Annotated in this window: 25 protein-coding genes and 1 pseudogene; 8 read left to right on the plus strand and 18 right to left on the minus strand. The window is 63.9% G+C overall.

Annotated features, from left to right (window positions below; translation table 11 throughout):
* Nucleotides 1–61: 61 nt before the first annotated feature.
* The 8 genes from FN976_RS29570 to FN976_RS24210 all read right to left on the minus strand — a co-directional run bounded on the left by FN976_RS29570 (nucleotide 62) and on the right by FN976_RS24210 (nucleotide 7,956).
* Nucleotides 62–283: a GDCCVxC domain-containing (seleno)protein gene (locus FN976_RS29570; RefSeq protein WP_145895740.1), complete on the minus strand. Its 222-nt coding sequence runs from the start codon at nucleotides 281–283 to the stop codon at nucleotides 62–64.
* Nucleotides 280–558: a mercury resistance system periplasmic binding protein MerP gene (gene merP, locus FN976_RS24180; RefSeq protein ID WP_145895742.1), complete on the minus strand. Its 279-nt coding sequence runs from the start codon at nucleotides 556–558 to the stop codon at nucleotides 280–282. Before merP ends, FN976_RS29570 begins: the two co-directional genes overlap by 4 nt.
* A gap of 8 nt (nucleotides 559–566) precedes the next feature.
* Nucleotides 567–938: a mercuric transporter MerT family protein gene (locus FN976_RS24185; RefSeq protein WP_145895744.1), complete on the minus strand. Its 372-nt coding sequence runs from the start codon at nucleotides 936–938 to the stop codon at nucleotides 567–569.
* Between the two features lie 52 nt (nucleotides 939–990).
* Nucleotides 991–1,398, minus strand: a complete 408-nt coding sequence (merR, locus tag FN976_RS24190; protein ID WP_145895746.1) for a mercury resistance transcriptional regulator MerR — start codon at nucleotides 1,396–1,398, stop codon at nucleotides 991–993.
* A 5-nt stretch (nucleotides 1,399–1,403) separates the two neighbouring features.
* Entirely contained in the window at nucleotides 1,404–4,589 is a 3,186-nt protein-coding gene (locus tag FN976_RS24195; RefSeq protein ID WP_145895748.1) for an efflux RND transporter permease subunit, read from the minus strand.
* Entirely contained in the window at nucleotides 4,586–6,208 is a 1,623-nt protein-coding gene (locus FN976_RS24200) for an efflux RND transporter periplasmic adaptor subunit (protein WP_145895750.1), read from the minus strand. The genes FN976_RS24195 and FN976_RS24200 overlap by 4 nt, the downstream gene beginning before the upstream one ends.
* The gene (locus tag FN976_RS24205) at nucleotides 6,205–7,491 is read right to left on the minus strand and encodes a TolC family protein (RefSeq protein WP_145895752.1); all 1,287 of its coding nucleotides are present in this window, start codon (nucleotides 7,489–7,491) and stop codon (nucleotides 6,205–6,207) included. Before FN976_RS24205 ends, FN976_RS24200 begins: the two co-directional genes overlap by 4 nt.
* 69 nt (nucleotides 7,492–7,560) lie before the next feature.
* Nucleotides 7,561–7,956 carry a hypothetical protein gene (locus FN976_RS24210; protein WP_145895754.1) on the minus strand — a complete coding sequence of 132 codons (396 nt, stop codon included), beginning with the start codon at nucleotides 7,954–7,956 and terminating at the stop codon, nucleotides 7,561–7,563.
* Nucleotides 7,957–8,848: 892 nt separating this feature from the next.
* On the opposite strand from FN976_RS24210, the gene FN976_RS24215 reads away from it, so the two are divergent.
* Nucleotides 8,849–9,163 (plus strand): heavy-metal-associated domain-containing protein, encoded by a 315-nt coding sequence (locus tag FN976_RS24215; RefSeq protein ID WP_186511150.1) that lies wholly within the window; start codon nucleotides 8,849–8,851, stop codon nucleotides 9,161–9,163.
* A gap of 67 nt (nucleotides 9,164–9,230) precedes the next feature.
* The gene (locus FN976_RS24220) at nucleotides 9,231–9,584 is read left to right on the plus strand and encodes a hypothetical protein (RefSeq protein ID WP_145895756.1); all 354 of its coding nucleotides are present in this window, start codon (nucleotides 9,231–9,233) and stop codon (nucleotides 9,582–9,584) included.
* A gap of 49 nt (nucleotides 9,585–9,633) precedes the next feature.
* Here the strand turns inward: FN976_RS24220 and cueR are convergent, their stop codons facing one another.
* Complete coding sequence (gene cueR, locus FN976_RS24225; RefSeq protein WP_145895759.1) at nucleotides 9,634–10,104, minus strand: Cu(I)-responsive transcriptional regulator; 471 nt, start codon at nucleotides 10,102–10,104, stop codon at nucleotides 9,634–9,636.
* Nucleotides 10,101–12,554, minus strand: coding sequence for a heavy metal translocating P-type ATPase (locus FN976_RS24230; RefSeq protein WP_145895761.1), 2,454 nt, complete (start codon nucleotides 12,552–12,554; stop codon nucleotides 10,101–10,103). Before FN976_RS24230 ends, cueR begins: the two co-directional genes overlap by 4 nt.
* Nucleotides 12,555–12,720: 166 nt before the next feature.
* Between FN976_RS24230 and FN976_RS24235 the strand changes: the two genes are divergently transcribed.
* From FN976_RS24235 to FN976_RS24255, 5 genes are all read left to right on the plus strand, one after another.
* Entirely contained in the window at nucleotides 12,721–12,915 is a 195-nt protein-coding gene (locus FN976_RS24235) for a heavy-metal-associated domain-containing protein (RefSeq protein WP_145895763.1), read from the plus strand.
* A gap of 15 nt (nucleotides 12,916–12,930) precedes the next feature.
* Complete coding sequence (locus FN976_RS24240) at nucleotides 12,931–13,266, plus strand: hypothetical protein (RefSeq protein ID WP_145895766.1); 336 nt, start codon at nucleotides 12,931–12,933, stop codon at nucleotides 13,264–13,266.
* A 146-nt stretch (nucleotides 13,267–13,412) separates the two neighbouring features.
* Nucleotides 13,413–13,748, plus strand: coding sequence for a hypothetical protein (locus tag FN976_RS24245; RefSeq protein ID WP_145895768.1), 336 nt, complete (start codon nucleotides 13,413–13,415; stop codon nucleotides 13,746–13,748).
* 126 nt (nucleotides 13,749–13,874) lie between these two features.
* Entirely contained in the window at nucleotides 13,875–14,153 is a 279-nt protein-coding gene (locus FN976_RS24250) for a hypothetical protein (RefSeq protein WP_145895770.1), read from the plus strand.
* 75 nt (nucleotides 14,154–14,228) lie between these two features.
* Nucleotides 14,229–14,636 carry a YkvA family protein gene (locus tag FN976_RS24255; protein ID WP_255440808.1) on the plus strand — a complete coding sequence of 136 codons (408 nt, stop codon included), beginning with the start codon at nucleotides 14,229–14,231 and terminating at the stop codon, nucleotides 14,634–14,636.
* Between the two features lie 489 nt (nucleotides 14,637–15,125).
* Here the strand turns inward: FN976_RS24255 and FN976_RS24260 are convergent.
* From FN976_RS24260 to FN976_RS24275, 4 genes and pseudogenes are all read right to left on the minus strand, one after another.
* Nucleotides 15,126–16,273, minus strand: a protein-coding gene (locus tag FN976_RS24260) for an IS3 family transposase (RefSeq protein ID WP_145895772.1) whose coding sequence is annotated in 2 segments (ribosomal slippage) — nucleotides 15,126–16,012 and nucleotides 16,012–16,273 — 1,149 coding nt in all. Because the reading frame shifts where the segments join, the coding sequence is not laid out codon by codon here.
* A 194-nt stretch (nucleotides 16,274–16,467) separates the two neighbouring features.
* Nucleotides 16,468–16,800 (minus strand): annotated as a pseudogene (locus FN976_RS24265) (EamA family transporter); the annotation flags it as partial.
* Between the two features lie 4 nt (nucleotides 16,801–16,804).
* Entirely contained in the window at nucleotides 16,805–17,155 is a 351-nt protein-coding gene (locus FN976_RS24270) for a DUF6488 family protein (RefSeq protein WP_145895774.1), read from the minus strand.
* Between the two features lie 24 nt (nucleotides 17,156–17,179).
* Nucleotides 17,180–17,977, minus strand: coding sequence for a HupE/UreJ family protein (locus FN976_RS24275; protein ID WP_255440809.1), 798 nt, complete (start codon nucleotides 17,975–17,977; stop codon nucleotides 17,180–17,182).
* Between the two features lie 515 nt (nucleotides 17,978–18,492).
* Here FN976_RS24275 and FN976_RS24280 point away from each other — a divergent pair.
* Entirely contained in the window at nucleotides 18,493–19,629 is a 1,137-nt protein-coding gene (locus tag FN976_RS24280; protein ID WP_349291414.1) for a VWA domain-containing protein, read from the plus strand.
* 31 nt (nucleotides 19,630–19,660) lie between these two features.
* On the opposite strand, the gene FN976_RS24285 is transcribed toward FN976_RS24280, so the two are convergent.
* The 4 genes from FN976_RS24285 to FN976_RS24295 all read right to left on the minus strand — a co-directional run bounded on the left by FN976_RS24285 (nucleotide 19,661) and on the right by FN976_RS24295 (nucleotide 22,437).
* A complete protein-coding gene (locus FN976_RS24285; RefSeq protein ID WP_145895776.1) occupies nucleotides 19,661–20,053 on the minus strand; it encodes a DUF202 domain-containing protein in 393 nt (130 codons plus the stop codon).
* Nucleotides 20,054–20,234: 181 nt separating this feature from the next.
* Nucleotides 20,235–20,411: a hypothetical protein gene (locus FN976_RS29025; RefSeq protein ID WP_186511155.1), complete on the minus strand. Its 177-nt coding sequence runs from the start codon at nucleotides 20,409–20,411 to the stop codon at nucleotides 20,235–20,237.
* Nucleotides 20,408–21,751 (minus strand): ATP-binding protein, encoded by a 1,344-nt coding sequence (locus FN976_RS24290; RefSeq protein ID WP_145895779.1) that lies wholly within the window; start codon nucleotides 21,749–21,751, stop codon nucleotides 20,408–20,410. Before FN976_RS24290 ends, FN976_RS29025 begins: the two co-directional genes overlap by 4 nt.
* Entirely contained in the window at nucleotides 21,748–22,437 is a 690-nt protein-coding gene (locus FN976_RS24295; RefSeq protein WP_145895781.1) for a response regulator, read from the minus strand. Before FN976_RS24295 ends, FN976_RS24290 begins: the two co-directional genes overlap by 4 nt.
* Between the last annotated feature and the right edge of the window lie 6 nt (nucleotides 22,438–22,443).

A 22,443-nucleotide genomic window follows, 5' to 3' on the forward strand; every position in this document is an offset into this window, starting at 1 on the left:
AATAGAGCAAGTTCGGACGAAGTCCCTCCATGGACCTCTTGGTCAGCCGAGCGTCAGCGAATCATCCGCAACAGCTGTTGAAGCCGGAGGCCTGGACTGGCGGACAGGGAACCGTTCCATACGAGCAGTAGACGCAGCAATCCCCCGGCTTGGGCTTCAACACGGCGCCGCAGCCCTCGCAGTCGTAGAACCACTGGCAGGCGTCCGTGGGCATCGTCTCACCCTTCGAGTGCCCGCACGCGGGGCAGGTCAGGGTCGAGGCGAGCTGGGGCTCGGCGATCATTTCGAGGCCGTCACAGGCGCGGACGGAAATCCGGCGTTGGCGGTCGCCCTGGACAAAGCCGCGAGGTCTGTCTTCGCATCGTCGTAGACAACCGTGGTCTGCCGCTTGGCCAGGTCGCTCTTGACGGTGGAGACGCCGGCGACCTTCGAAAGGGCGGCTTTGACCGTCACGGGACAAGAGGCGCAGCTCATCGTCGGCACCGACAGCGTCACCGTTTGCAGGGCGGCGAACGCATTGCTGGCGAGGAGCGCAAAGATCAGAAAGGCAGTTTTCATGTTTTTCCTCAATAGAACAACGGGGCTGCGAACGGAAAACCCAGCACGATGGCCAGCAAGCCGGCAACGAGCAGGAACGTGAACTTCTGAGCCCGCTTTCCCGCAGGTGCCGCGCACAGTCGGCCGTCGCCGCAATCCTGGGCGCGCCAGATCTTCCGCCACGCCAGGATCAACGCGAGGGCGGCTACCGCAAGGAAGATGGGCTGGTACGGCTCGAACGCGGCCAGCTGCCCGATCCACGCGCCGGAAACCCCCACCAAGACAAACGCGAGCGGCGCAACACAGCAGGCCGATGCGAGAAACGATGCGACTGCGGCGGCGCCGAGCGCGATCGAGCTCGAGCGCGGGGCGTCCTCGGAAGGCGGCGTTTGAACATTCATGTGCCAAGGCTAAGGCCGTACTCGACTACGGAGTCAAGCGAAACCAGTGGGGTCAGTTGGCGGAATGGAAGGCGCCGATGAGCGGACAGGACACCTTGCCCCGGCCGACGTGGCAGGCGTTGACCAAGCTGGACAAGACCGCTTCCATCCTCGAGAGTTCGGACAGCTTTTTGCGGATGCCGACCAGCTTGGCCTCGGCCAGGGAACTCGCCTCTTTGCAATGCGCACCGTCCTCCAGTTTCAGCAACTCGGCGACTTCGTCCAAGCTGAACCCGAGGTTCTGGGCCGACTTGACGAATCGCAGACGCTCGACGTCCGCCGACCCGTAACGGCGAATGCTCCCACCTCGCCGGGGGGGCTCGGGAAGCAGGCCCTTGCGCTGGTAGAACCGGATGGTCTCTACGCTGACTGCGGCCAAGGCAGCGAATTGCCCGATGGTAAGTTTGTCCGTTTGATCCATTCCGCTCAGACCTCTTTGCTTTTCATTGCCGCTTCGCGCTCGGAAGCAATTCCGCCAACGGCATTCTGCCGCCGCCGCCGCCGCCGCATGAGCAGGTACGCTGCCGGCACCACGAACATCGACAACAGGGGCGCCGTGATCATGCCGCCGACCATGGGCGCCGCGATGCGCTGCATCACTTCGGAACCGGTGCCGCTGCCCCACATGATCGGAAACAGACCGGCCAGGATGACTGCAACGGTCATGGCCTTCGGGCGGACGCGCAGCACCGCGCCTTCGCGGATCGCGTCGAGCAGGTCCTCATGGCTGGTCTTGCCTTCGGCCTGCCGATCGTTCCAGGCGTTCTTCAGGTACAGCAGCATGATGACCCCGAACTCGGCTGAGACACCGGCCAGGGCGATGAAGCCCACCGCGCCCGCAACCGAGAGGTTGTAGTCGAGCAGGTACAGCAGCCAGATACCGCCCACCAGGGCGAAGGGCAGGGTGGTCATGATCAGCAACGCTTCTCCAAACCGGCTGAAGGTCAGGTACAGCAGCACGAAGATGATCAGCAGCGTGAACGGCACTACCACTTTGAGTTTGGCTGTCGCCCGTTCCAGAAACTCGAACTGTCCCGACCAGGAGACGGAATACCCAGGCGGCAGTTTCACTTTCTCCGCCACCACGCGTTGCATGTCCTGCACGGCGGAGCGCAGGTCGCGCCCGCGGATATCGACATACACCCAGCCCGATAGCCTGGCGTTCTCGCTGCGCAGCATCGGCGGTCCGTCGGTGATCCGAATCTCGGCAACGTCGCCAAGCACCAGGCGCGCGCCGCGTTCCGTGACGATCGGCAGCCGGCGCAGCTCCTCCAGCGAGTCGCGAACCTCGCGGGGGTAGCGGACGTTGATCGGGAAGCGTTGCAGGCCTTCCACGGTCTCGCCGATGTTCTCCCCGCCCACCGCGGAGCTGATCACCGATTGAACGTCCGAAATGTTCAGGCCGAAGCGCGCCGCGGCATCGCGCCGGATGTTGACGTCCACATAGCGGCCGCCGGTCAGGCGCTCCGCCAGTGCGCTCGATACGCCGGGCACGTCCTTGAGCACGCGCTCGATCTCGGCCGTCGCCTTGTCGATCTCGGCCAGGTCCGTGCCGGCAACCTTGACGCCGACCGGGCTCTTGATTCCCGTGGCCAGCATGTCGATGCGGTTGCGGATCGGCGGCACCCAGATGTTGGAGAGGCCCGGGACCTTCACGATTTTGTCCAGCTCTTCAACCAGTTTGTCGGTGGTCATGCCGGCTCGCCATTGCTCGCGCGGCTTGAACTGGATGGTGGTCTCGAACATCTCCAGCGGCGCTGGATCCGTGGCCGTTTCAGCCCGGCCCGCCTTGCCGTAGACGCTGGCGACCTCGGGCACCGTCTTGATCAACCGGTCGGTCTGCTGCAGCAATTCGGCCGCCTTGCCCGCCGACAAGCCTGGCAATGCGGACGGCATGTACAGCAGGTCGCCCTCGTCCAGGTGCGGCATGAACTCGCCGCCGACGCGCATCAAAGGCCACAGGGCGGTGGCCAGCACCAGGCCGGCGATCACCAGGGTCAGCTTGGGCGCGCGCAGCACGGCATCCAGCAGCGGCCGGTAGCCGGCAATGAGAAGGCGGTTGAGCGGATTGCTCTTCTCGTCGGGGATGCGGCCCCGGATCAGGTAGCCCATCAGCACCGGGATCAGCGTGACCGAAAGGCCGGCAGCCGCGGCCATGGCATAGGTCTTGGTGAAGGCGAGGGGAGAGAACAGCCGCCCCTCCTGCGCCTCCAGCGTGAACACCGGGATGAACGACAGCGTGATGATCAGCAAAGAGAAAAACAGCGCCGGCCCCACCTCGGCCGCGGAGTCTCCGATCACCCGCCATCGCGCTTCTCCCTCCAGCTTCTCGTCGGGATGGTCGTGTTTCCAATGTTCCAGATGCTTGTGGGCGTTCTCGATCATCACCACCGCCGCATCGACCATCGCACCGATGGCGATCGCGATGCCGCCCAGCGACATGATGTTGGCATTGACGCCCTGGTAGTACATGACGATGAACGCCGCCAGGATGCCCAAGGGCAGTGAGACGATCGCGACGAAGGCCGAACGCAGGTGGAACAGGAAGACGAAGCACACCAGGGCGACCACCAGGAATTCCTCGAACAGCTTGAACCCGAGGTTTTCCACTGCGCGCTCGATCAGGCTGGAGCGGTCATAGACCGGCACGATCTCCACCCCCTTGGGCAGTCCGGCCTGCAGTAACTTCAGCTTCTCCTTCACGGCCGCAATGGTCTCCAGGGCATTCTTGCCCGAGCGCATCACGATCACACCGCCGGCCGCCTCACCCTGGCCGTCCAGCTCGCCAATGCCCCGGCGCATTTCAGGGCCGATCTGGATACGGGCCACATCACCGAGGCGCACGGACACGCCTGCAGGCGTGGTCATCAACGGCACCTGCCGGAAGTCGTCCAACGTCTTGAGGTAGCCGGAGGCCCGCACCATGTATTCGGCTTCTCCCAGTTCCAGCACCGAACCGCCGCTCTCCTGGTTGGCCTTCTGCAAGGCCTCGACGATCCTGGTGTGCGGGATGGAATAGGCGGCCAGCTTGTCAGGGTCGAGCACCACCTGGTACTGGCGAACCATGCCGCCAACCGAAGCGACTTCGGCCACATTGGCGACGCTCTTCAGTTCGTATTTCAGGAACCAGTCCTGCAGCGCGCGCAGCTGGCCGGCGTCCATCGAATTGCTGCGGTCGACCAGCGCGTACTGGTAGATCCAGCCTACGCCCGTGGCGTCGGGGCCCAGCGAAGGCTTGGCCGCGGCGGGCAGGCGCGACTGAACCTGGTTCAGGTACTCGAGCACTCGCGAACGGGCCCAGTACATGTCGGTGCCGTCCTCGAACAGCACGTAGACGAAGGAGTCGCCGAAGAAGGAATAGCCACGCACCGTCTTCGCACCAGGAACCGAGAGCATGGTCGTGGTCAGCGGGTAGGTGACCTGGTTCTCGACGATCTGCGGCGCCTGGCCGGGATAGGTGGTGCGGATGATGACCTGCACGTCCGAGAGGTCCGGCAAGGCATCGAGCGGCGTCTTGAGCAGCGCATAGACGCCCCAGGCGGCGATCATCACCGTGGCCAGCAGCACCAGGAAGCGGTTGACGATCGACCAGCGAATGAGCCGGGCGATCATTTCTTGCTCCCTGGGGCCTGCGCCGGCATGGGCGACACCCGCGTGAGCTGCGGCAGTCCATCCTTGTCCATGAAGAACTCGAAGGTGATGCGGTCGCCCGCCTGCAGGTTGCGGGGGATGTCCTTGGGCGGCGGGAGCTTGAAGTCCATCGTCATGGGCCCCCACTTGATCGAAGGGATCGGCCCGTGCGACAGGGTCACCGCCTCCCGGTTGAGGGCCTCGACCTTTGCTTCACCTTCATGCCGCGGCTGCGCAGCGGCCTGGCTGGGTTTGGGTGTCTCGTTCAACCGCGCCTCGACGCCTTTGAGGCTGGCTTCGGAGTCGATCAGGAATTGCGAGGACACCACCACCCGCTGGCCGGGCTGCAGGCCGCTCTTGATTTCCGTCTGGCCGCCGCTTTCGATGCCGGCCTGAACGTCCACCGGCCGGAACCTGCCGTTCTCTTCGGCCACCATCACCACGGTGCGCCGGCCCGTCTGGATCACGGCCTCCGTGGGGACCAGGATGGATTTTTCGGCCCGCGTGTCCATGAACTGCATGGACACGAACATGCCCGGGACCAGCAGGCCGCGGGCATTGGCAAGCTCGACCCGCGCCTTCAAGGTTCTGGTGGTCGCGCTCACGTCCGGCAACAGCGCCTGGACTTGGCCGTCGAATGTTGTTCCAGGGATAGCCGTGGTCTGCGCCTGGACTTTTGCGCCAGGCCTCACCAACGCTGCCTGACTCTCCGGGACTTCGGCGTTCGCCCAGACGGTCGAGAACCCGCTGATGCGAAACAGCGTGGCGCCCGGCATCACGGCCATTCCTTCGCGCACGGCCAATTCGGTCACCAGGCCACCGATGGGCGCGGTGATGCCGATGCGCGCGTCGGGCTTCCCGCTGGCTTCCACCTTCCTGATCTGCTCCTCGCTCATGCCCGCCTGTCGCATGCGGGCGCGAGCCCCGTCGATCACTGTGCCCAGGTTCGTGCCCTGCATCCGGCGAACTGCCAGGAATTCCTCTTGCGCCGCCACCCAGTCGGGCACATGGAGCTCAGCCAGCACCTGCCCTCTGGCAACCCGGTCCAAGGTGGCGCGCACGTGCAGCCGCTCCACGTAACCGGCGGCCCTGGCCTGCACCACCACCTGATCGCGCTCATTGAAGGCGATGCTTCCGACGGCGGAGACCTGGGGCGACAACATTCCCTCGGTCACCAGCGCCGTGCGCACGCCCAGGTTCTGCTGGATGCGCGGGCTCACGGTGATGTTGCCCTGGTCGCTGCCTCCATCCGCATAGACGGGCACCAGCATCATGTTCATGAAGGGCGATTTGGCGGGCTTGTCGAACTTGTTGCCCGGCACCATGGGGTCGTGGTAGTAGAGCACTTTCTTGCCAGTCGCCGGATCGACATCGCCGGCCTTGATGCCGGCGCTGATGTGGCGCCGGGTTGCGTCTTCCCCCTCGGCGATGCTCTGCGGCACCGCCGCCTGTGGCGCGGGTGCGGTTGGCCCGGCTGGCCCGGCCGGCGTGGTGGGCGCTGCGGCCATGCCGCGCCGCTCACCCAGCGCATAGAGGCCCCAACCGCTCGCCAGCAGTGCGGCGGCGATCAGCGCCACGCCAATGCGTTGTCTCTTGGTCATGGTTGCTCCTTCGAACCGGTTGCCGTGCCGCCGTCGGCGGTGAGGTAGTTCAATTGGGCCCAGAGCCGCGCGGTCTCCATCTCCAGTGAGAGCACCTGCATGCGGGCGTCGATTTCCTCGCGACGCGCGGAAAGCAGTGCGGCCAGGTCGCCTTGGCCCGTCCGGTAGCTCGTCGCGGCCGCTTCGGCACGCTGCCGCGCCGCCGGCAGGAGGTCGGCTGTCAGGCGGGCCACTCGGCCCTTGCCGGCCTCCCAGTCGTTGGTCAGGACCCGCACTTCTGCGTCGTGCGCGGCCAGTGCATCCTCGAACCTGGCGCGGGCCTCCGCGAGCGACGCGACCTTGGCGGCCACTTCGCGATCCTGCCGGTTCGCGCGATCCAGTTGCAGCGGGATGGACACTCCAATCGAGACCATGTCGGAGTAAGCCGATCCGCGCTGGCTGACCATCGCTTCAACCGTCCAGTCGGAGCGGGTGTTGGCCTGGGCCTGCCTCACCTCGATCTCGGCGGCCTCCACCTGCGCGGCGAGCACGCCCAACTGGGGCAATCGCTTGAGCTGGTCGATGTTGAGCAGGTGGGCTTGTGTGGTCTCCTTCCACGGGACGGCGCCGGCCAGGGGTCGCGTCGCTCCGTCAGGGCCGATCCAGCGGCCCAGCATCAGCGCAGCACTGCGAGACTGGCGCTCCGCCTGCTGCACCTTGTCTTGCAGATTGGCCACGGCGGCTCGGGCGCCGAAGATATCGGCCTGGCTTCCCTTGCCGGTGCGGTAGGTGACTTCGGCCCCTTGCACCTGCAGCTCGGTCTCCTGGACCTGCTGGCGCAGCAGATCCAGAATCGCCTGTGTGTAGTAGCGCTCGATCCAGGCAATGGCGGTATCGCGCTGGATATTGGTGACCACCAGTGCCCGCTCGGCCTGGACGCGCTGGGCGTCCCGCTGCAGGCGCTCCACCCTGAGTTGGCGCTTCTCGGCCCGCGGCAGCTCCTGCATGACGCCGACACGGCGCATGGTCATGAAATCGCGCGACAGGCTCAGGCGATCCGGCCCATTGATCGGGACGTTTTCGACGCCGAGCTTCAACACCGGGTCGGGCAACCGGCCCGCAGCGGCGGCCATCTCTTGCACGGCAGCAGCGGCCGCGTCCTGGGCCGTGAGTTGATTGGACCGGGCCAAGGCGATGCGCTGGGCATCGGGCAGGGACAGGCCTTGCTGAGCCAAGGCCGGCGCGGCCTGGAATGCGAGGAAAGAGGCGGCGAAAAGCCAGCAGCGAGCGAGAGACGAAGACATGGAACCTCCAGACAGCAAGACGAGCTGCCCGCGCGAAGCGCTCAGGCAGCGGCGACGCGGTCTAGGAGGTCAGATGCGGAAGCAGCAGTTGCGAACGGCCAAGGGTGGGGCCGTGGCACGCCGCAACAGAGAGGCCTGCAACAGGGGCTCGTCGCCGTTCACCGACGCGACAGTCACGGTCAGCACCGCACCGAGCTCGGCCAGGTTGGCCAGCGTCGGAAGCTGGTAGTTGTCGGCGCTTTGCTGGGCGGCCTGGCAATGCGCGTGACACAGCCCGGGTTGCTCGTCGTCCATGGCGCGCGACATCGACTCGGCGCAGGGCATGCCGGCCTGCATCATCTCCGCGACTTGCACTGCCTTGGCCGCGCCCGGGCAGACATACCCGGCCAACGCGGTTTGCGCAAACAACAATGCCCACAGTGAGAGCATCACGGTGAACAGGCGAGAGCGGCGGGTGAGAGTCATATCGGGCTGGAACTAGCCAGAGTTTAAAGGCAGCTGGAGATTTTCCGTTGCAATAGTCAGGTCAGCACGGCCGTACCGGCCTACGCCGCGCACGGCTAGCGCTGCCGGTCCTCAATTTCGAGGGGCAAGCTGCTCCAAAAGCTGGCCCAATCGACAGGTAGCCCCCGTGACAGGAATCATGGGTACAGCGTAAAGCATCCCGGCGCTTGCAAAAGGCAGTTCCAGGCCAGACGGCTTTGGTTGTCCGAAACTGTGCGGATCACGACAGTCCTGACCGCTACGACGGCGCCAGGGTTTCGCGAGCACGCCCGACAGCGCGTGAGCATCCCATCGCACTTAAAAATTCAGTACCTCTCCGGCGCTCGCCTGCAGCCCGTGCCAAACCCGCGCGGCCCTCAATCACTATTTCGCGCTATGCACGGTTGAGGGCAGACGCACCTCACGATTGGGTGCACCGTAAGGAGATGCCTACAGACTCCCAGCAGCTTGCCAGCGCTTACGCCGCCGAAACGCAGGCATGGGCGGCTCTGAAAGGACATATCCCCGGCCAGCTTGGGCACGATCAGGCAGCTTGGGAGACGTGGCTGCATGCGTTGCGCGCGGCAATCGCGCTCCAAGGTCCCATCGCAGACACCGCCCCAACACCGCCGCAGACTGGTCGTGACAGCGGTCCTCAGTGCTAGGACTGTGGCTTCCTGCCTGACGTTGGGAGTTGAGTACGGCTTGACAGCGGTGAGTTCCTGAGTCCCGATACGCTGCCTCTGACGGCTCGGCTCGTGGTCGCATCAGCAAGGCGACCAAATTGAACGCTGACGGGTTTGAAGAAAGTACTTGACCTTGTCACGATAGCAAGGTTGATGCTCGGTTCATCAACCCAGAATGGCACCATCCAATGATCAACTTTTCTATCCCTGACATGACGTGCGGACACTGCGCGAGCGCCATCGCCAGGGCCGTGGCGAGCGTCGACAAGGAAGCCCGCCTTGAAGTCGACATCCCGCAGAAACGGGTCTCCGTGCTCAGCACCGCCCCGGAAAGCGAGCTGGCCGAAGCCATCCAGGAGGCGGGCTACACCCCGGAAAAGTTCACCGCACCCGCGCTCCGCTCGGCACCCGCTGCTGGCGGATGCTGCTGCGGCACCCGGCAGCCACGTTCGCCGGATGCCGGTGTTGCTGGCCCGGCGCGCCGTAGCTCATGCTGTAGCTGACGGGTGAGGCCTTCAGGGTCCGCGAGCAAGCGCGACCAAGACGGCGAAGAGTTGACGAATCGTCAAGGTGGCGGAGCACGCCGCACTTTGCAGCCATCATGCCGCTGGCAATCCTGTTGCCGCTTGGGTTCGCGAACCTGCCTCGGCCTCCGTGATGCGGCTGCTTGCCGTCTTCGCAGTGGTGAACAGTGCCCTGTTCATCCTCAAGGGGTGCCAGAGTGAATGGGTCGGCCGGTTTGAAATCTCATGCTGGGTGCCGGCTGCGGGCACCCTCATCTGCCTGGTATTGATCGGCGTCCGGGTATACAGCAGTGACTTGCAAGCCCCCGTTTTGGCGGGGAGCCTCCTGTTGGGGATTCTGGCCCTGTATGCGTTGCTTCGCCCGTCGGGAGAACTTGCCCCGATAGCCGAAGCGACCTGAGGCGCAACCCTCGTCATGGACGGGCGTCTTCTACTCGCCGTTCCGCTGCTCACTTTGGCCGAGCCCTCGGTTCCTGCGGTCTCGACTTCGGCTTCTTCAGGGCAGGGGCGGCGAAGCGCTCCAGGTCTTCCAGGATCGGGCAGTCGGGCCGATCGTCGCCGTGGCAGCAGTGGATCAGGTGGCCGAGCGTCTTGCGCATTGACTGCAAGTCTTCGATCTTGCGGTCAAGCTCCTGCAGGTGCGCGGAGGCGACCTCCTTCACGCTGCTGCTTGGGCGCCTCCGGTTTTGCCAGAGCTTCACCAGTTCGCTGATCTCCGGAATCGAGAAGCCAAGGTCGCGCGACCTCTTGATGAAGCGCAGCGTGTGAACCTCGGACGCGCCATAGACGCGGTACCCTGACTCCGTACGCCGGACCTTGGGCAGCAGCCCTAGTGACTCGTAGTGACGCACCATTTTCGGAGTCACGCCCGCCTTCTCGGCAGCCTCTCCAATATTCATTCCCTCGGTAACCGTCCTCATGAGGCCCTGCCTTTCCAGCGGCGCAGCGTCAATGCGTTGGCGACCACGCTCACCGAGGAGAACGCCATGGCGGCGCCGGCGAGCATGGGATTGAGCAACCCGAACGCTGCGAGCGGGATGCCAACCACGTTGTAGATGAAAGCCCAGAAGAGGCCTTGGCGAATCTTCGCGTAAGTCATGCGCGAGATCTCGATCGCGTCTGCCACGAGGCGTGGATCACCGCGCATCAAAGTGACTCCTGCCGCGTGCATGGCGACTTCGGTACCGGTGGACATCGAAAAGCCCACGTCCGCAGCAGCCAGGGCCGGCGCATCGTTGATGCCGTCGCCGACCATGGCGACGGCTTGGCCGCCCGCTTTCAGCTCGGAGACGACCTGCGCTTTGTCCGCCGGCAGAACTTCGGCGCGCACCTCGTCGATGCCCAACGCCTGCGCGGCCACGCGTGCGGCGCCTTTGTTGTCGCCGGTGACCATGACGACCCTGATCCCCTGCTCTCGCAGGCTCTCCACCGCCTCCTTGGCGGTGGCCTTCGCCGCGTCGCCGAACGCAAGCAGGCCGATCAGCCGCGCGGGCCGCGCGCCCTCGGCCAGCCACGAGACGGTGCGCCCTTCGTCTTCCAGCTCTCGCGCGCGCAACGCCAGGGGCGCAAGATCGACGCCCAGCTCTTGCATCCAGCGAGAGCTTCCGAGGCTGAGCGCCTGGCCCTTCACATGGGCCGACATACCGCGGCCTGCGACGGCCTTGGCGTCCTGCACCGGAGCGACGCTCACCAGGTTCTCCTTGGCGGCGTCCATCACTGCGCGGGCCAAGGGATGTTCGCTTCCGGTTTGGACGCTCGCTGCAAGGCGCAGAAGGCCCGAGTGGTCTCCATCGGCCGCCTCGAAAGCGACCAGGTGCGGTTTGCCTTCCGTGAGGGTGCCCGTCTTGTCGAAGGCGACGACCTTCACGTTGTGGGCGACTTCCAGCGCCTCGGCGTCCTTGATCAGGATGCCGCGCCGCGCGGCAACGCCAGTGCCGGCCATGATGGCCGTCGGCGTGGCGAGCCCCAACGCGCAAGGGCAGGCGATGACCAGAACCGCGACGGCGTTGAGGATCGCGCTCTGCCAGTCTCCCGTGGCGAAGCCCCAGCTAAGGAGGGTGAGGAGGGCGATTCCCAGGACCACCGGCACGAAGACCTCGCTTACCTGGTCGACCAGGCGCTGGATGGGAGCCTTCTTGGCCTGCGCGGATTCCACCATTCGAGCGATCCGCGAGAGCGTCGACTCGGCGCCCACGGCGGTGGCGGTGGCTGTGAACAACCCTTCTGCGTTCACCGAGCCGCCGACGACCTTCGCACCGGGAGATTTCGCTACCGGAAGGCTCTCGCCGGTGATGAGCGATTCGTCGACGTGCGTGGACCCTTCCAGGATCTGGCCGTCCACCGGTACGCGCTCGCCCGGGCGCACAACGACCACGTCGCCCACCTTGACCTGGCCGGCGGGCACCTCGAATTCCTCGTCTCCCCGCCGCACGCGCGCGGTGTCGGGCCGCAGCGCGTTGAGGGCTCGGATCGCTTCGGTGGTTTGGCGCTTGGCCCGGTGCTCAAGCCACTTGCCCAGCAGGACCAGCGTGATGACGACTGCGGAGGCCTCGAAGTAGAGATGGGGTGCCTCGCCGTGACCCTCGTGGCCGATGCGGGCGATGAGCAGGTAGAGCGAGAGGCCATACCCGGCCGACGTTCCTAGCGCGACGAGCAGGTCCATGTTGCCCGCACGCGCCTTCACAGCCTTCCAGGCGGAGCGGTAGAAGCGTGCGCCCAGCCAGAACTGCACGGGCGTGGCCAGGGCCAACTGCCACCAGCCGGGGAGCCCCCAGTCGGCGCCGAACAACATGCCCAGCATGGGAAGGACAAGAGGCAGTGAGAGGGTGGCTGCAACTGCAACGGGCCACCAATCAGGCAGCGCCGCTGTTTCCCCACCCGCTTGCGCCGCCGCTTCCGCCGACTGCGCAAGCTTCGCCTGGTAGCCCGCCTTCTCCACCGCCGTGACGAGCCGAGGCAGCACCTCGTCGAGGTGGCCGACGAACTTGACTTCTGCCTTCTCAGTGGCGAGATTGACTTCTGCCGAAACGACCTCGGGGAGCTTGCGCAACGCCTTTTCCACGCGAGCGACGCAAGAGGCGCAGGTCATGCCCTCGATAGAGAGGCTCACTTGCTCCTCGCGCACCGAGTAGCCTGCATTTTCGACCGCTTTGCGCAGCGCGCCGAGATCCACCTGAGGCGAGGCCGCGACGCTGGCTCTCTCGGTGGCCAGATTCACGCTTGCGCTCTCCACCCCAGGCACCTTGGTCAGCGCCTTCTCCACACGGGCCACGCACGAGGCGCAGGTCATGCCCTCGATGGGCAGCTCAATGCCCAACTTCTCCAGATTCAAGTTCGCCAGCTTCACTGGCAATGTCGTTGTGTTCTGCATATCGGCTCCTTGCGCCCAAACTCGGGCGACAGAGGAATGTTCAAGCTTGACATCATGGCAGGGTCAAGTCCCTAAATCTTGTAGGGCTGTACCGCGCAATCGGGTTGACCTTGACACGGAGGCAAGCTCGACGATGCAGCCCTTCATCAAATTTCAAGGAGAAGGCGTGATTGAACTGAACCTGCCCGACATGAGCTGCGGCCACTGCGCGAGCACCGTTGCCCAGACCTGCAAGCTCGTCGATCCGGCCGCAAAGGTCGAGGTCGACCTGAACACCAAGATCATCAAGATCGACTCGAACGAAGACCGCAACGACTTCGCCGAGGCCCTGACCGAAGCCGGCTACCCGCCGGCCCGATGATCTGCGAGCGCGACGATGGACTTCGCATTTCCGCAGCGCCTGCCAATCGTCATCAAGCCGGCAGCGCGGTGTGACCTGATGCTCGGCGTTGCAGGGCATGCTCGTCCGCGCACACGGCTGGTTGGCTTGGCCACCAGTGCCGTTCTCGCGGCGATCCTGGCGGCATGGCTGGTCAACTCAATGGACTGGAGCTTCGGCAACCTTCGGCTACTGATCGCCGTTTGCTTGGGGAGTCTGGTGGCCGCCCTGGTACTGGCCGTGGGATGGGGGTTGGAGCCTCACAATATGGACAGTTGGATCCTGCGGGCCCTGGCTGCGACAGTGACATCCGTCCTTCCGCTTATCGCGTAGGCCTAGGCAACTCCATCGCCTTCACCGACCATCTGCTGGCCAGGTCGATCGCCGGCTCATCGGGGATTTCTCGGCGGCATTGTGCAGCAACGCTCGGGTACCCCGCTGGCGTTTGAGAGAATAGGGTGCATACCCAACGACGACCCATGGAACTCAAAACCAGACGCGCCAGAGACGACGTGCAGATTGTCCTCGGCGAAAGTTGGCAACGATTTGCTTTTGCGACGACCGGCCTCGTGTTTCTTGGGACGATCAGGCGCGGAATGGAGATCGGCGCATTGGCCGTAGACGAAAACGGGGCCTACAACCAAGTGAACGGAGATGTTCACCAGTCGCTCAACCTGAGCCGAGTCGCGGCGCATCTGCGCAAGGTCGGCGCTCTAGCCGGGCATACCCATGGGCTTTGGACAGCGGAGCAAGTGCGTTCCTCGGTTCCGGTGACTGTGAAGCGACGGCGCGTCTGGACTCGGGAGCCCACATAGCCAAGAGGTCCCGATTCGACGATGGTGCGGACCTCTTACAAGCGCACTACAGTTAAGTTGATGTTCGCGGGCGCCAAGGCGACCAAGCGGTTTGGCAAAGCGGGCTTGCGCGCGCAGAATTGCTGAATGGAACCGAAGGCTGTTCAAGCTTACAAGGGGTACTTCATCACCGCTTATGCACGGGAGATGATGCCGAAGACCTTCGTAGGATTCTGCGACATCAGCAACGAGCGGCCCAGCGATCAAGGCGCTGTCAACGTGCTTGAACGCGTTCAGAGCGTCGGCGCTTATGAATTGGAGCAGCGAGCGGTGCAGGCCGCGGAGTTCCAAGCGCGCCAGGTGATCGACCAGCTGAAGCCGAACTGGGATCCCTTCACTGCGCCAGGCGGCTTGACCTCCCGCTGAAGGCTGGCGGCCGCGGGAGAAAGTATCCCTCGTCCGTGTCAACTCCAACATCCCTGCGACGGGTAGACTGATAAGGTGTCAAATAGTGGCTTCATCGCGCGCACCAAGCAGTGGGCAAAAAAAGTCAAACGCGACGGCGTGACACTCTGGTTCGCCCGCAAGCATCCCGAAACGCCCTTGCTTGCCAAGGCTCTGGCAGTGGTTGTGGTCGCATATGCGCTGAGTCCTATCGATCTCATACCCGACTTTATCCCTGTGTTGGGTTACTTGGATGACGTGATCTTGTTGCCAATTCTCATTTGGCTCACTGTCCGCCTCATTCCGGAGCGAGTGATGGCCGAGTCCCGCATCCAAGCCGACGATTGGCTGACCACTCAGGGTTCAAAGCCACGTAGCTACGTGGGCGCGGTCGTCATCCTAGCGTTGTGGATTGCCACTGCTGTTTCAGCAGCATGGTGGGCGCGGCAACGGGGTTGGATCTAGGCTCGCGCTCGACGTAGTTGAACTCGAGTGTTCGCCAAGGTCGAGCGCGGACGGCAATGAGGAGCATCAAGCCGCTACGCCCAGCGCGGGATCAGAACCGATGCCCAGACGGAGCCGAAGGCCTACGGTCATTCGGCTGATTGCCCTGGGGCAGTGGGATTAGTCTTGAAGGCGCTGGTGCATATTTCGGTATTTCGGTTACACCGGACGCCCGGTTCGGTTCCAGGTGGACAACTGGTTCGGTCGCTGGTGGACGCTGAGATCAGCGCTCGCAGACGCGGCCACTGCCCGGCAAAGCAGTCAGCGATCTCGGCCACGTAGACACGGGCGCCAAGGCTCGGCCTCAATCACGGGTGACATACTCCAAGGCGAACATTGCCAACACGCCTGCACCCGCGAGAGTCGCTGCAATCACTGCTACGATGACGGCCCATCTCCTGCATCGGGTTTTTGTCATTCTGGGCTGCTGCCGGTTCCGTGGACACCGGCCTAAGCTTCTTGAGCTTTCTCAAAGTCTATCGGACTGACGTAGCCCACCGTCGAATGACGTCTCCTCGGGTTGTAGAACCGCTCGATGTAGTCGAACACGTCGGCACGGGCCTGCTCTCTGGATCGATAGACTTTTCTGGCAATTCTTTCTGTCTTCAGTGAACTGAAGAAGCTCTCCATCGCCGAGTTGTCCCAGACCTCGCCGGCGCGGCTCATGCTGCAGGTGATGCCTTGCTCCTTGAGCAATTCCTGGAAGTGCTCGCTGGTGTATTGACTGCCCTGATCCGAGTGATGCAGCAGTGCGGCCGGTTTGCCGCGGCGCCACACGGCCATCATCAATGCATCGGCCACCAACTGCGAGGTCATGCTGTCATGCATCGACCAGCCCACGATCCGGCGCGAGTACAGGTCCATCACTGCAGCCGCATACAGCCAGCCTTCGGCCGTCCAGATGTAGGTGAAGTCGGCCACCCACTTCTGGTTGGGCGCACTTGCCACGAACTGGCGGTCAAGGATGTTGTCGGCGATGGCGCTGCGTGCGCCACTGTCTTTGGGCAATCCCCGGCGGCGCGGCCTGGCGCGCAAGGCCTGCTCACGCATCAGCCGCTCGATACGGTGCAGTCCACAGCGATGGCCCAGGGCCAGCACGTCGTGCCAGACCCGGCGCGATCCGTAGGTGCGATCACTGCCCACAAAGCTTTGACGAACATGCGTTCCCAATACCTCGTCTTCCCGGCTGCGCCGGCTTCTGGGCCGCACCAACCAGGCGTAGAAGCCGCTTCGCGAGACACCGAGCGCCTCGCACATCAGATTGACCGGCCAGGCCACCCGGTGCTTCGCCACGAACTCGAACTTCACAGTGAGTCCTTGGCAAAGTAGGCCGCGGCTTTTTTCAGGATGTCGCGCTCCATCCGCAGCTTGGCAACTTCCTTCTTCAGCCTTTCGATCTCAGCCTGCTCGGGCTTCATCACCCCTTTGCCAGGGAAGGCCTGCTGCGGATCGACCTCCAGCTCGCGAACCCATTTGCGCAGCACGTTCTCGTGAACGTCCAGATCCTTGGCCGCCTGGGGCACCGATACCCCTCTGTCCTTGACCAGCCTCACGGCCTCAAGCTTGAACTCCCGGCTGAATTGCCTTCTCGTTCCCATGAACAACCTCCAGTTTCATTTTCCACCTTAACAAGGTGTCTATGAAACCGGCAGCAGCCCATTCGAAGGACTCCTTGGTTAAGGTTGAACGTCAATCAATATTCAGGAGTGCCGGTGCTGGTGATGCACATCGGGCACGTGACCGTGAGCACGCTGCACAGGGTCGTGTCGGAGCCGGTGACTGAGGGATCCGACACCGCCTCCAGAGTCAGCATCAGAGACGCTCTGGCGCCGCTGGTGTGCTGCAACCCCCAGGCCAGTGCGACCGGGCCCACGGCTGCGCCCATTGCGGCCATGGCCAGGAGCCGGGGAAGTCCGATCGTTGCAACCGGGCCTCCCGGGAACTTCGGCGGCGCAACAGCAACGCGACCACCGCGGCGCGGCCGTGGAGCCGCGCCGCTGTCGTAGAGGGGCCAAGGCCCTGCCCGAGACGTTGGACCGGCGGCGTGCTCAGCCCAAAGAGCGGCGGCCACCAATGCCAGCACGCCGCCCTGCAGCGCTGGCGGCATGCTTGGCCCGCTCAGCATGACATCACTGGCCGGTGTGGTTCGCCGCCACGAAGTTGCCTGGCAGGGTGTAGAACATGTAGAGCGTCTCCTTCGCCTTGTCCGTGGCGGCCGGGTTCTTGAAGGTGAGCTTCCACTCCTTGCCTTTCTTGCCATCGACCTGCTCGGGCTTGCCTGGCTTGACGTCCTTCCACGACGTCTCGAGCTTTCCTTGCTTGATCAAGGTGGCCTTGCGCTCGTTCGCGCACCCGAGCACCTGGGTTTCCGCCGCAGGCTTGGCGCCATGGAAGTGGCACTTTGAGCCATCGTCGGCAAGTGCGGTAGTGGCGCCAACGGTGGCGCACAGGAGCGAGGCGGTGATGAGGTATGTTTTCATGATGGTCCTTTCGAGGGATGAGAGTTAGAGCTTGTTGCGGGTGGGGTCGGTCGAGTTCTTGATGTCCATGTCCTCATGGATGTGCTTGTGCTCCTCCGTCGGGAAGCGGAAGCCGTCTGGATTCACGTCGTGCTGGTAGCCGTGCAGTTGCATGAACAGCAGGTACACGCCGGCGTAGATCAGCGCGAGGTTGGCCGCATAGCTGAAGCGAGTGAACGACGGCCGCTTGCGCCAGGCAGCCAGCAACGCCACCATGACCGCGAGCGCCGCGATCTGGCCGAGTTCGACGCCCACGTTGAAGCTGAGGATGCGGCCGAGCATGGCCACCGGGTCGTCGCCGAGCGGCAGCTGCTGCAGCCTGGTGGACAGCCCGAAGCCATGCAGGAGGCCGAAGATGAACACCGCTCCCAGCAGATTCGGTGAGGCCATCGCAAAGTGCTTCTGGAAGCCGCCGTTGTTGTCGAAACCCTTGTAGATCACGCTGGCGGCGATGATGGCGTCCACTAGGTAGTAGTTCCAGGTGATCTTCAGGTAGGTAGCGAAAATGAGCGTGATGCAGTGCCCTACGGTGAACACCGTGACGAACTTGGCCACGTCCTTGAAGGTGGTCAGGAAGAACACCACGCCGAAGAGGAAGAGCAGATGGTCGTAGCCGGTAAGCATGTGGGTGGCACCCAGGCCCACGTACTGCAGGTAGCCGCCTTCCAGCATCCGCTGCTTGTCTTCGTCGGAGATGCCATGCGCGGCGGCAACCGCGCACATGAGAGTGAGAGTCGCGGCCGCCGCCGCTCGAAAGGGGATTTTGAGGATTTTGAGGTTCATTCAGGCCTGGCTTTTCTGTCGGGCACGCGCTCGGACACGAGCGCAAACAGTGCAGCAATAAGTCACTTCTGGCACTCTCGGCGCCGCCAGTGACTCGTGCTTGCGTGACTTCCAGAGACGAGCTCTGGACGTTTGCCTAGGCGAGGACTTGAGGAGGACGCAATGGCGCCCTGAGGAAGACCGACGGGGGTTCCTGGGCGATCAAGGTCAAGCGCCGTGAAGACGGGGCATTCGACATGAGCGCGCTCACCGACCGCAAGATGGCCGATGGCTGTGCGCCGTCGTGAGAGTGGTCATGGGTGGCTTGTCCGTCACGATCTTCGAGGTGCAGCGAAGAGTCCGCGTGATGGTGGTGGTCCGACTCCTGCCAATGACCAACTGCATGCGCGATCAGTGTTGACCGAGCTTCGACCTGCACCGGCAGCAACATCGCAAGCGTTTGCCACAGCAGAGCAAGCGCAAGCAAGATGGCACGATGGGGTCTGGACACGTGCAAATTCTAGGGCAATCCACACTTGCTTGGCGGCCCGGCCCGGCCGTTCGAACGAGGGGCCATCTCTACACTGTCGATCATCCGCCGCGGGAATGGTTGCAGCGATGGCGGCATTGGACTAATGTTTGGTGTGATGATGCGCTTCCTTTCGCCTGCCCAGCTCTGGTTCCTGGTGCTACTGCCCGTGGTGGCTGTACTTTACGTGTGGCTGCAGGGCCGACGGAAACGGTCTGCATTGAGCTATCCGCAGCTCGCCCTGGTTCGTCAGGCGTTGGCGTCCACCGGCTGGCGCCGTCACGTCCCGCCAGCCTTCATGCTCATGGCGATTGCCACAATGATCTTGGCTGGTGCACGCCCGGTGGTGGACATGATGGTCCCGACGGCCAGAAAGACCATTGTCCTGGCCATGGATGTTTCCGGCAGCATGCAGGCGACCGACGTACACCCCTCGCGACTCGCAGCCGCGCAGGCTGCTGCGAAGGAGTTCATTTCGAAGCTGCCGGAGGGTGTGCGCGTGGCCTTGGTCGCGTACGCAGGCTCCGCCCATTTGGTCCAGGCACCTACGCGCAACCGCTCCCAAATCGTTGCTGCGATTGATGCATTCAAGCTGGAGCGGGCCACCGCAATTGGCAACGCGATCATCGTTTCGCTCGGAGCGATCTTCCCCGCCGAAGGAATCGACGTCTGGAACTTTGGCACGAATCAAGGCAAGCGCGCTGACCTGGGCGATGACGACCTTCTTCGCCGCCCGGTGCCTGTCGGTTCGTATGACGCGGCCGCCATCGTCCTTCTGAGCGATGGTCAAAACACGTCTGGCATTGATCCGATCGAAGCCGCCAAATTTGCTGCGGAGCGAGGCGTCCGGGTCTATACGGTCGGCTTCGGAACCCATCAGGGCGCGGTCATCTCGGCGTTCGGCTTGAACGTGCGAGTTCAGCTGGACGAAGAAGCGTTGAAAAGCGTCGCCGGTTTGACCGGCGCGACCTATCACCGTGCCGCCGATCAACTTGAGCTGGAGGCCGTCTATGAGGCACTGAAAGCAGAGATCACCATGGAGCGAGCCGAAAGGGAAATCACCAATCTTTTTGCAAACGCGGCGACTCTACTGACGCTTTTCGCGTTGGCGCTCTCGGTACTCTGGTTCGGCAGGGTTATCTGAAGGGCCAGCAGGCCGGAGTTCCGAACAGGAGTTATCGCATCACGAGCGCGAGACCGGCGCACGCGGCGACCAATGTCCCCAGACAGACCCAGCTGATCGAGGCCATGGCCAGGTCGAACGACTCGGCAAGTTGGTGATGCCGGCGGATGCTGACACCGGCCGCGAGAATGGCCGCCAGCGCGATCCCCGTACCTGCAATGATCATCGCTGCATCGCCTTCCAGAAAACCGAAGCGTAGTACCAAGATTGCATTGACCGCGAAAGCCAATGCTGTTCGCGACCATACGAGTGATGTGCGTTGTGCCTGCAGCCCGGCGTCGGTCGGTCTCAGCTCCACAGGAACAGCAGCAGTGCCGCCGCGGACAGCAAGACCGAGCGAACTTCGCGGATCCGCTCGCAGCGCAGTGCGACTGTCGTGAGCCACTGTTCAGGCCTGAGACCGAGCGACTACTGGCGCGTGATCGCTCTTTGATCTGTTCTGCGAGGCGAGGCCCATGGAGTGAGGGTAGGGGCGGAGCGCATATTTCGAGTCTCACGTGAACAGGTCTTTCCGCAAGACGATCAGCAGCAGGGCAATCGCGCGCTGCACGCCAGCCGGTCTTTTCTCATCGAAGCCGGCAAAGCAGGTTTGCAGCATGGCCATCGAAGGGCACTTTGAGTTTCCTTGAACCGGCGCCGGCCCAAAAAAGCGTGAGCGACAGGGTCCAGCCGCGCGCATCCGCAGGGTTGTCGTCCTTGGATACGAGGTCGAGTTCAACCATGGCGTCCAGGGCGCGGCTCATGCTGCTCCTGCGACGGCTTCGCCTGATCCAAGCTCAATGCGGTACACCCGCCAACCGCCGCTTGCATCTACGACATCGAACCGGCCGTCGTGGACGACCGCGATGCGCCGCACCACCTGGTGGCCCAGCCCAAGACGAATGCCCGTAGTTTCTACAGGCTTAGAGTCCAACCCGACGCCGTTGTCCCGAACCTCCAGTTGCAGCGGCGCGGCCGATACGCGCACCTCGATGACCGTGCCGCGCGGCGTGTGATGGAGCGCGTTTTCGATCAGATTGCGCAACGCGATCTGCAAGAGGATGGGATGCCCCCTCATCGGGCAGGTGTCGGGTGCTTCCAGGCCGATTTCATGATCGGCGTCGAGCGCGGTCTGAGCGTATTCAGCCACCACTTCGCGCGCCAGGCTGGCGAGATCCACGTCCTGCCGCCCCTCGGCCAGCTCGGTGCGGCTGGTGCGGGCCAGTGACAGCAGGTCGGCCATCACCGCGCCGGCACGGCTCGCGTCGAGCACCACCCGCTTCATGGCGTCCGTCCGTTCTGAGTCTGAAAGCTCCTGCTGCAGCGCCGCGGCATTCAGGACCAGCGACGCCAGGGGGGTTCGCAACTCGTGCGCGATCTCGCTGGCCAACTGCCGCTCGCGCGTGAGCGCGGCGTTGTAACGCTGGATCAGGGTATTGATCGAATCCACGATGGCCTTGAACTCAGTGTGCGGCGGCGCTTTCAGTTCGGTGTCGCGGTGGATGTCCAGGCGGTGCACCTGGCGGCTCAGTTCCCACAGCGGACGCAGGCCACGGTGAACGGCGAAACCCAGCATCAGCGCCACTACCGGCAGCAACCAGATGCCGGGTTCGGCCACCTGGTCGGCAATGTCTTCGGCCAGTGCGTCGCGCTCGGCGATGCTGAGCAATACGGAGATCTTGCGTTGGTGCGCCTGGCCATCCCAGCGCGAAAAGGAACGCCAACGCTGCCCATTGGCGCCCATGGCCACCGTCTCGAATCCCTCCGTGTCGGTAAAAAGCGGCGTCGGCGCCTCGCCGGTGCTGGCCTGAAGCTTCCCCGACGCGTCCCAAATGAAGACGCTCATAGACTGCTGGTAGTCATGCGCCTTCAAGTCGGTGAGATTGCCCAGCGTCGCGGCGTCTGGGGCCGGTGCGAACTCGGTGACCCGCTGCGTGAGCAGAAGCGAAGCGACGCTTGCGAGGTGGCCGTCGGTGAGCTCGTCCGCCTCGTGAATTCCGGTGCGATAGCCGAACAGCATGAACGCCGCCCAGGTGACGACCAGCGCGCCAAGTGTCCACGCCATCAAATGACGGAACAGGGAAGGGTGCAGATGCAGGCTCATGGCTTGGGAGATTCTGTCGGGACGAAGTAGCCCACGCCACGCATGGTGCGGATGACACCCTCGCCGAGCTTGCGGCGCAGGTGATGGACGTGGACTTCCACTGCGTTGCTGCCCAACGCCGCGTCCCAGGTGTAGAGACTGGCCTCGATCTGTGAGCGGCTCAGAACGCGGGGCCGCGCCTCCATCAGAACCAGCAGGGCGCCGAATTCGCGGCTGGACAGCTCGACCTCCACACCGTCGCGGCGAACCGTGCGGGTAGCAGGATCGATCTCGAGTTCACCCCACACGAGGGTCGGACGGGACCGTCCGGCCATCCGGCGCCGCAAGGCGCGCATGCGGGCGGCGAGCTCGCCCGGGTCGAAGGGCTTCACGATGTAGTCGTCGGCGCCCATGTCGAGCCCGGAAATGCGCGAGGGGATCTGGTCCCTGGCCGTCATGATGACCAAGGGGGTTTCCGGGTCGGGCAGGCCGCCGGCGGGCGCGTTGCGCACCGCCTGGAGCACGCTCATGCCATCGCCATCGGCCAGACCCAAATCCAGCAGCACCATCTGGAACGGCTCCACGCGCAGCGCGGCCAGGGCCGCCGACACGGTTGGCGTCACATCGGCCGCCCAGCCTTCCTGACGTAAGGCCAACACCAATCCCTGGGCGATGCCCTCATCGTCTTCGACCACCAGAACACGCATTTCCGC

This window comes from Caenimonas sedimenti, assembly GCF_007833165.1.
GTDB classification, from domain to species: domain Bacteria; phylum Pseudomonadota; class Gammaproteobacteria; order Burkholderiales; family Burkholderiaceae_C; genus Ramlibacter; species Ramlibacter sedimenti.

Bases quoted from the DNA above. Each gene is read 5' to 3' on its own strand.
- FN976_RS29570 (WP_145895740.1), bottom strand. From the start codon at position 283: ATGATCGCCGAGCCCCAGCTCGCCTCGACCCTGACCTGCCCCGCGTGC.
- merP (WP_145895742.1), bottom strand. From the start codon at position 558: ATGAAAACTGCCTTTCTGATCTTTGCGCTCCTCGCCAGCAATGCGTTC.
- FN976_RS24185 (WP_145895744.1), bottom strand. From the start codon at position 938: ATGAATGTTCAAACGCCGCCTTCCGAGGACGCCCCGCGCTCGAGCTCG.
- merR (WP_145895746.1), bottom strand. From the start codon at position 1,398: ATGGATCAAACGGACAAACTTACCATCGGGCAATTCGCTGCCTTGGCC.
- FN976_RS24195 (WP_145895748.1), bottom strand. From the start codon at position 4,589: ATGATCGCCCGGCTCATTCGCTGGTCGATCGTCAACCGCTTCCTGGTG.
- FN976_RS24200 (WP_145895750.1), bottom strand. From the start codon at position 6,208: ATGACCAAGAGACAACGCATTGGCGTGGCGCTGATCGCCGCCGCACTG.
- FN976_RS24205 (WP_145895752.1), bottom strand. From the start codon at position 7,491: ATGTCTTCGTCTCTCGCTCGCTGCTGGCTTTTCGCCGCCTCTTTCCTC.
- FN976_RS24210 (WP_145895754.1), bottom strand. From the start codon at position 7,956: ATGACTCTCACCCGCCGCTCTCGCCTGTTCACCGTGATGCTCTCACTG.
- FN976_RS24215 (WP_186511150.1), top strand. From the start codon at position 8,849: ATGATCAACTTTTCTATCCCTGACATGACGTGCGGACACTGCGCGAGC.
- cueR (WP_145895759.1), bottom strand. From the start codon at position 10,104: ATGAGGACGGTTACCGAGGGAATGAATATTGGAGAGGCTGCCGAGAAG.
- FN976_RS24230 (WP_145895761.1), bottom strand. From the start codon at position 12,554: ATGCAGAACACAACGACATTGCCAGTGAAGCTGGCGAACTTGAATCTG.
- FN976_RS24240 (WP_145895766.1), top strand. From the start codon at position 12,931: ATGGACTTCGCATTTCCGCAGCGCCTGCCAATCGTCATCAAGCCGGCA.
- FN976_RS24245 (WP_145895768.1), top strand. From the start codon at position 13,413: ATGGAACTCAAAACCAGACGCGCCAGAGACGACGTGCAGATTGTCCTC.
- FN976_RS24250 (WP_145895770.1), top strand. From the start codon at position 13,875: ATGGAACCGAAGGCTGTTCAAGCTTACAAGGGGTACTTCATCACCGCT.
- FN976_RS24270 (WP_145895774.1), bottom strand. From the start codon at position 17,155: ATGAAAACATACCTCATCACCGCCTCGCTCCTGTGCGCCACCGTTGGC.
- FN976_RS24275 (WP_255440809.1), bottom strand. From the start codon at position 17,977: ATGAACCTCAAAATCCTCAAAATCCCCTTTCGAGCGGCGGCGGCCGCG.
- FN976_RS29025 (WP_186511155.1), bottom strand. From the start codon at position 20,411: ATGAGCCGCGCCCTGGACGCCATGGTTGAACTCGACCTCGTATCCAAG.
- FN976_RS24290 (WP_145895779.1), bottom strand. From the start codon at position 21,751: ATGAGCCTGCATCTGCACCCTTCCCTGTTCCGTCATTTGATGGCGTGG.
- FN976_RS24295 (WP_145895781.1), bottom strand. From the start codon at position 22,437: ATGCGTGTTCTGGTGGTCGAAGACGATGAGGGCATCGCCCAGGGATTG.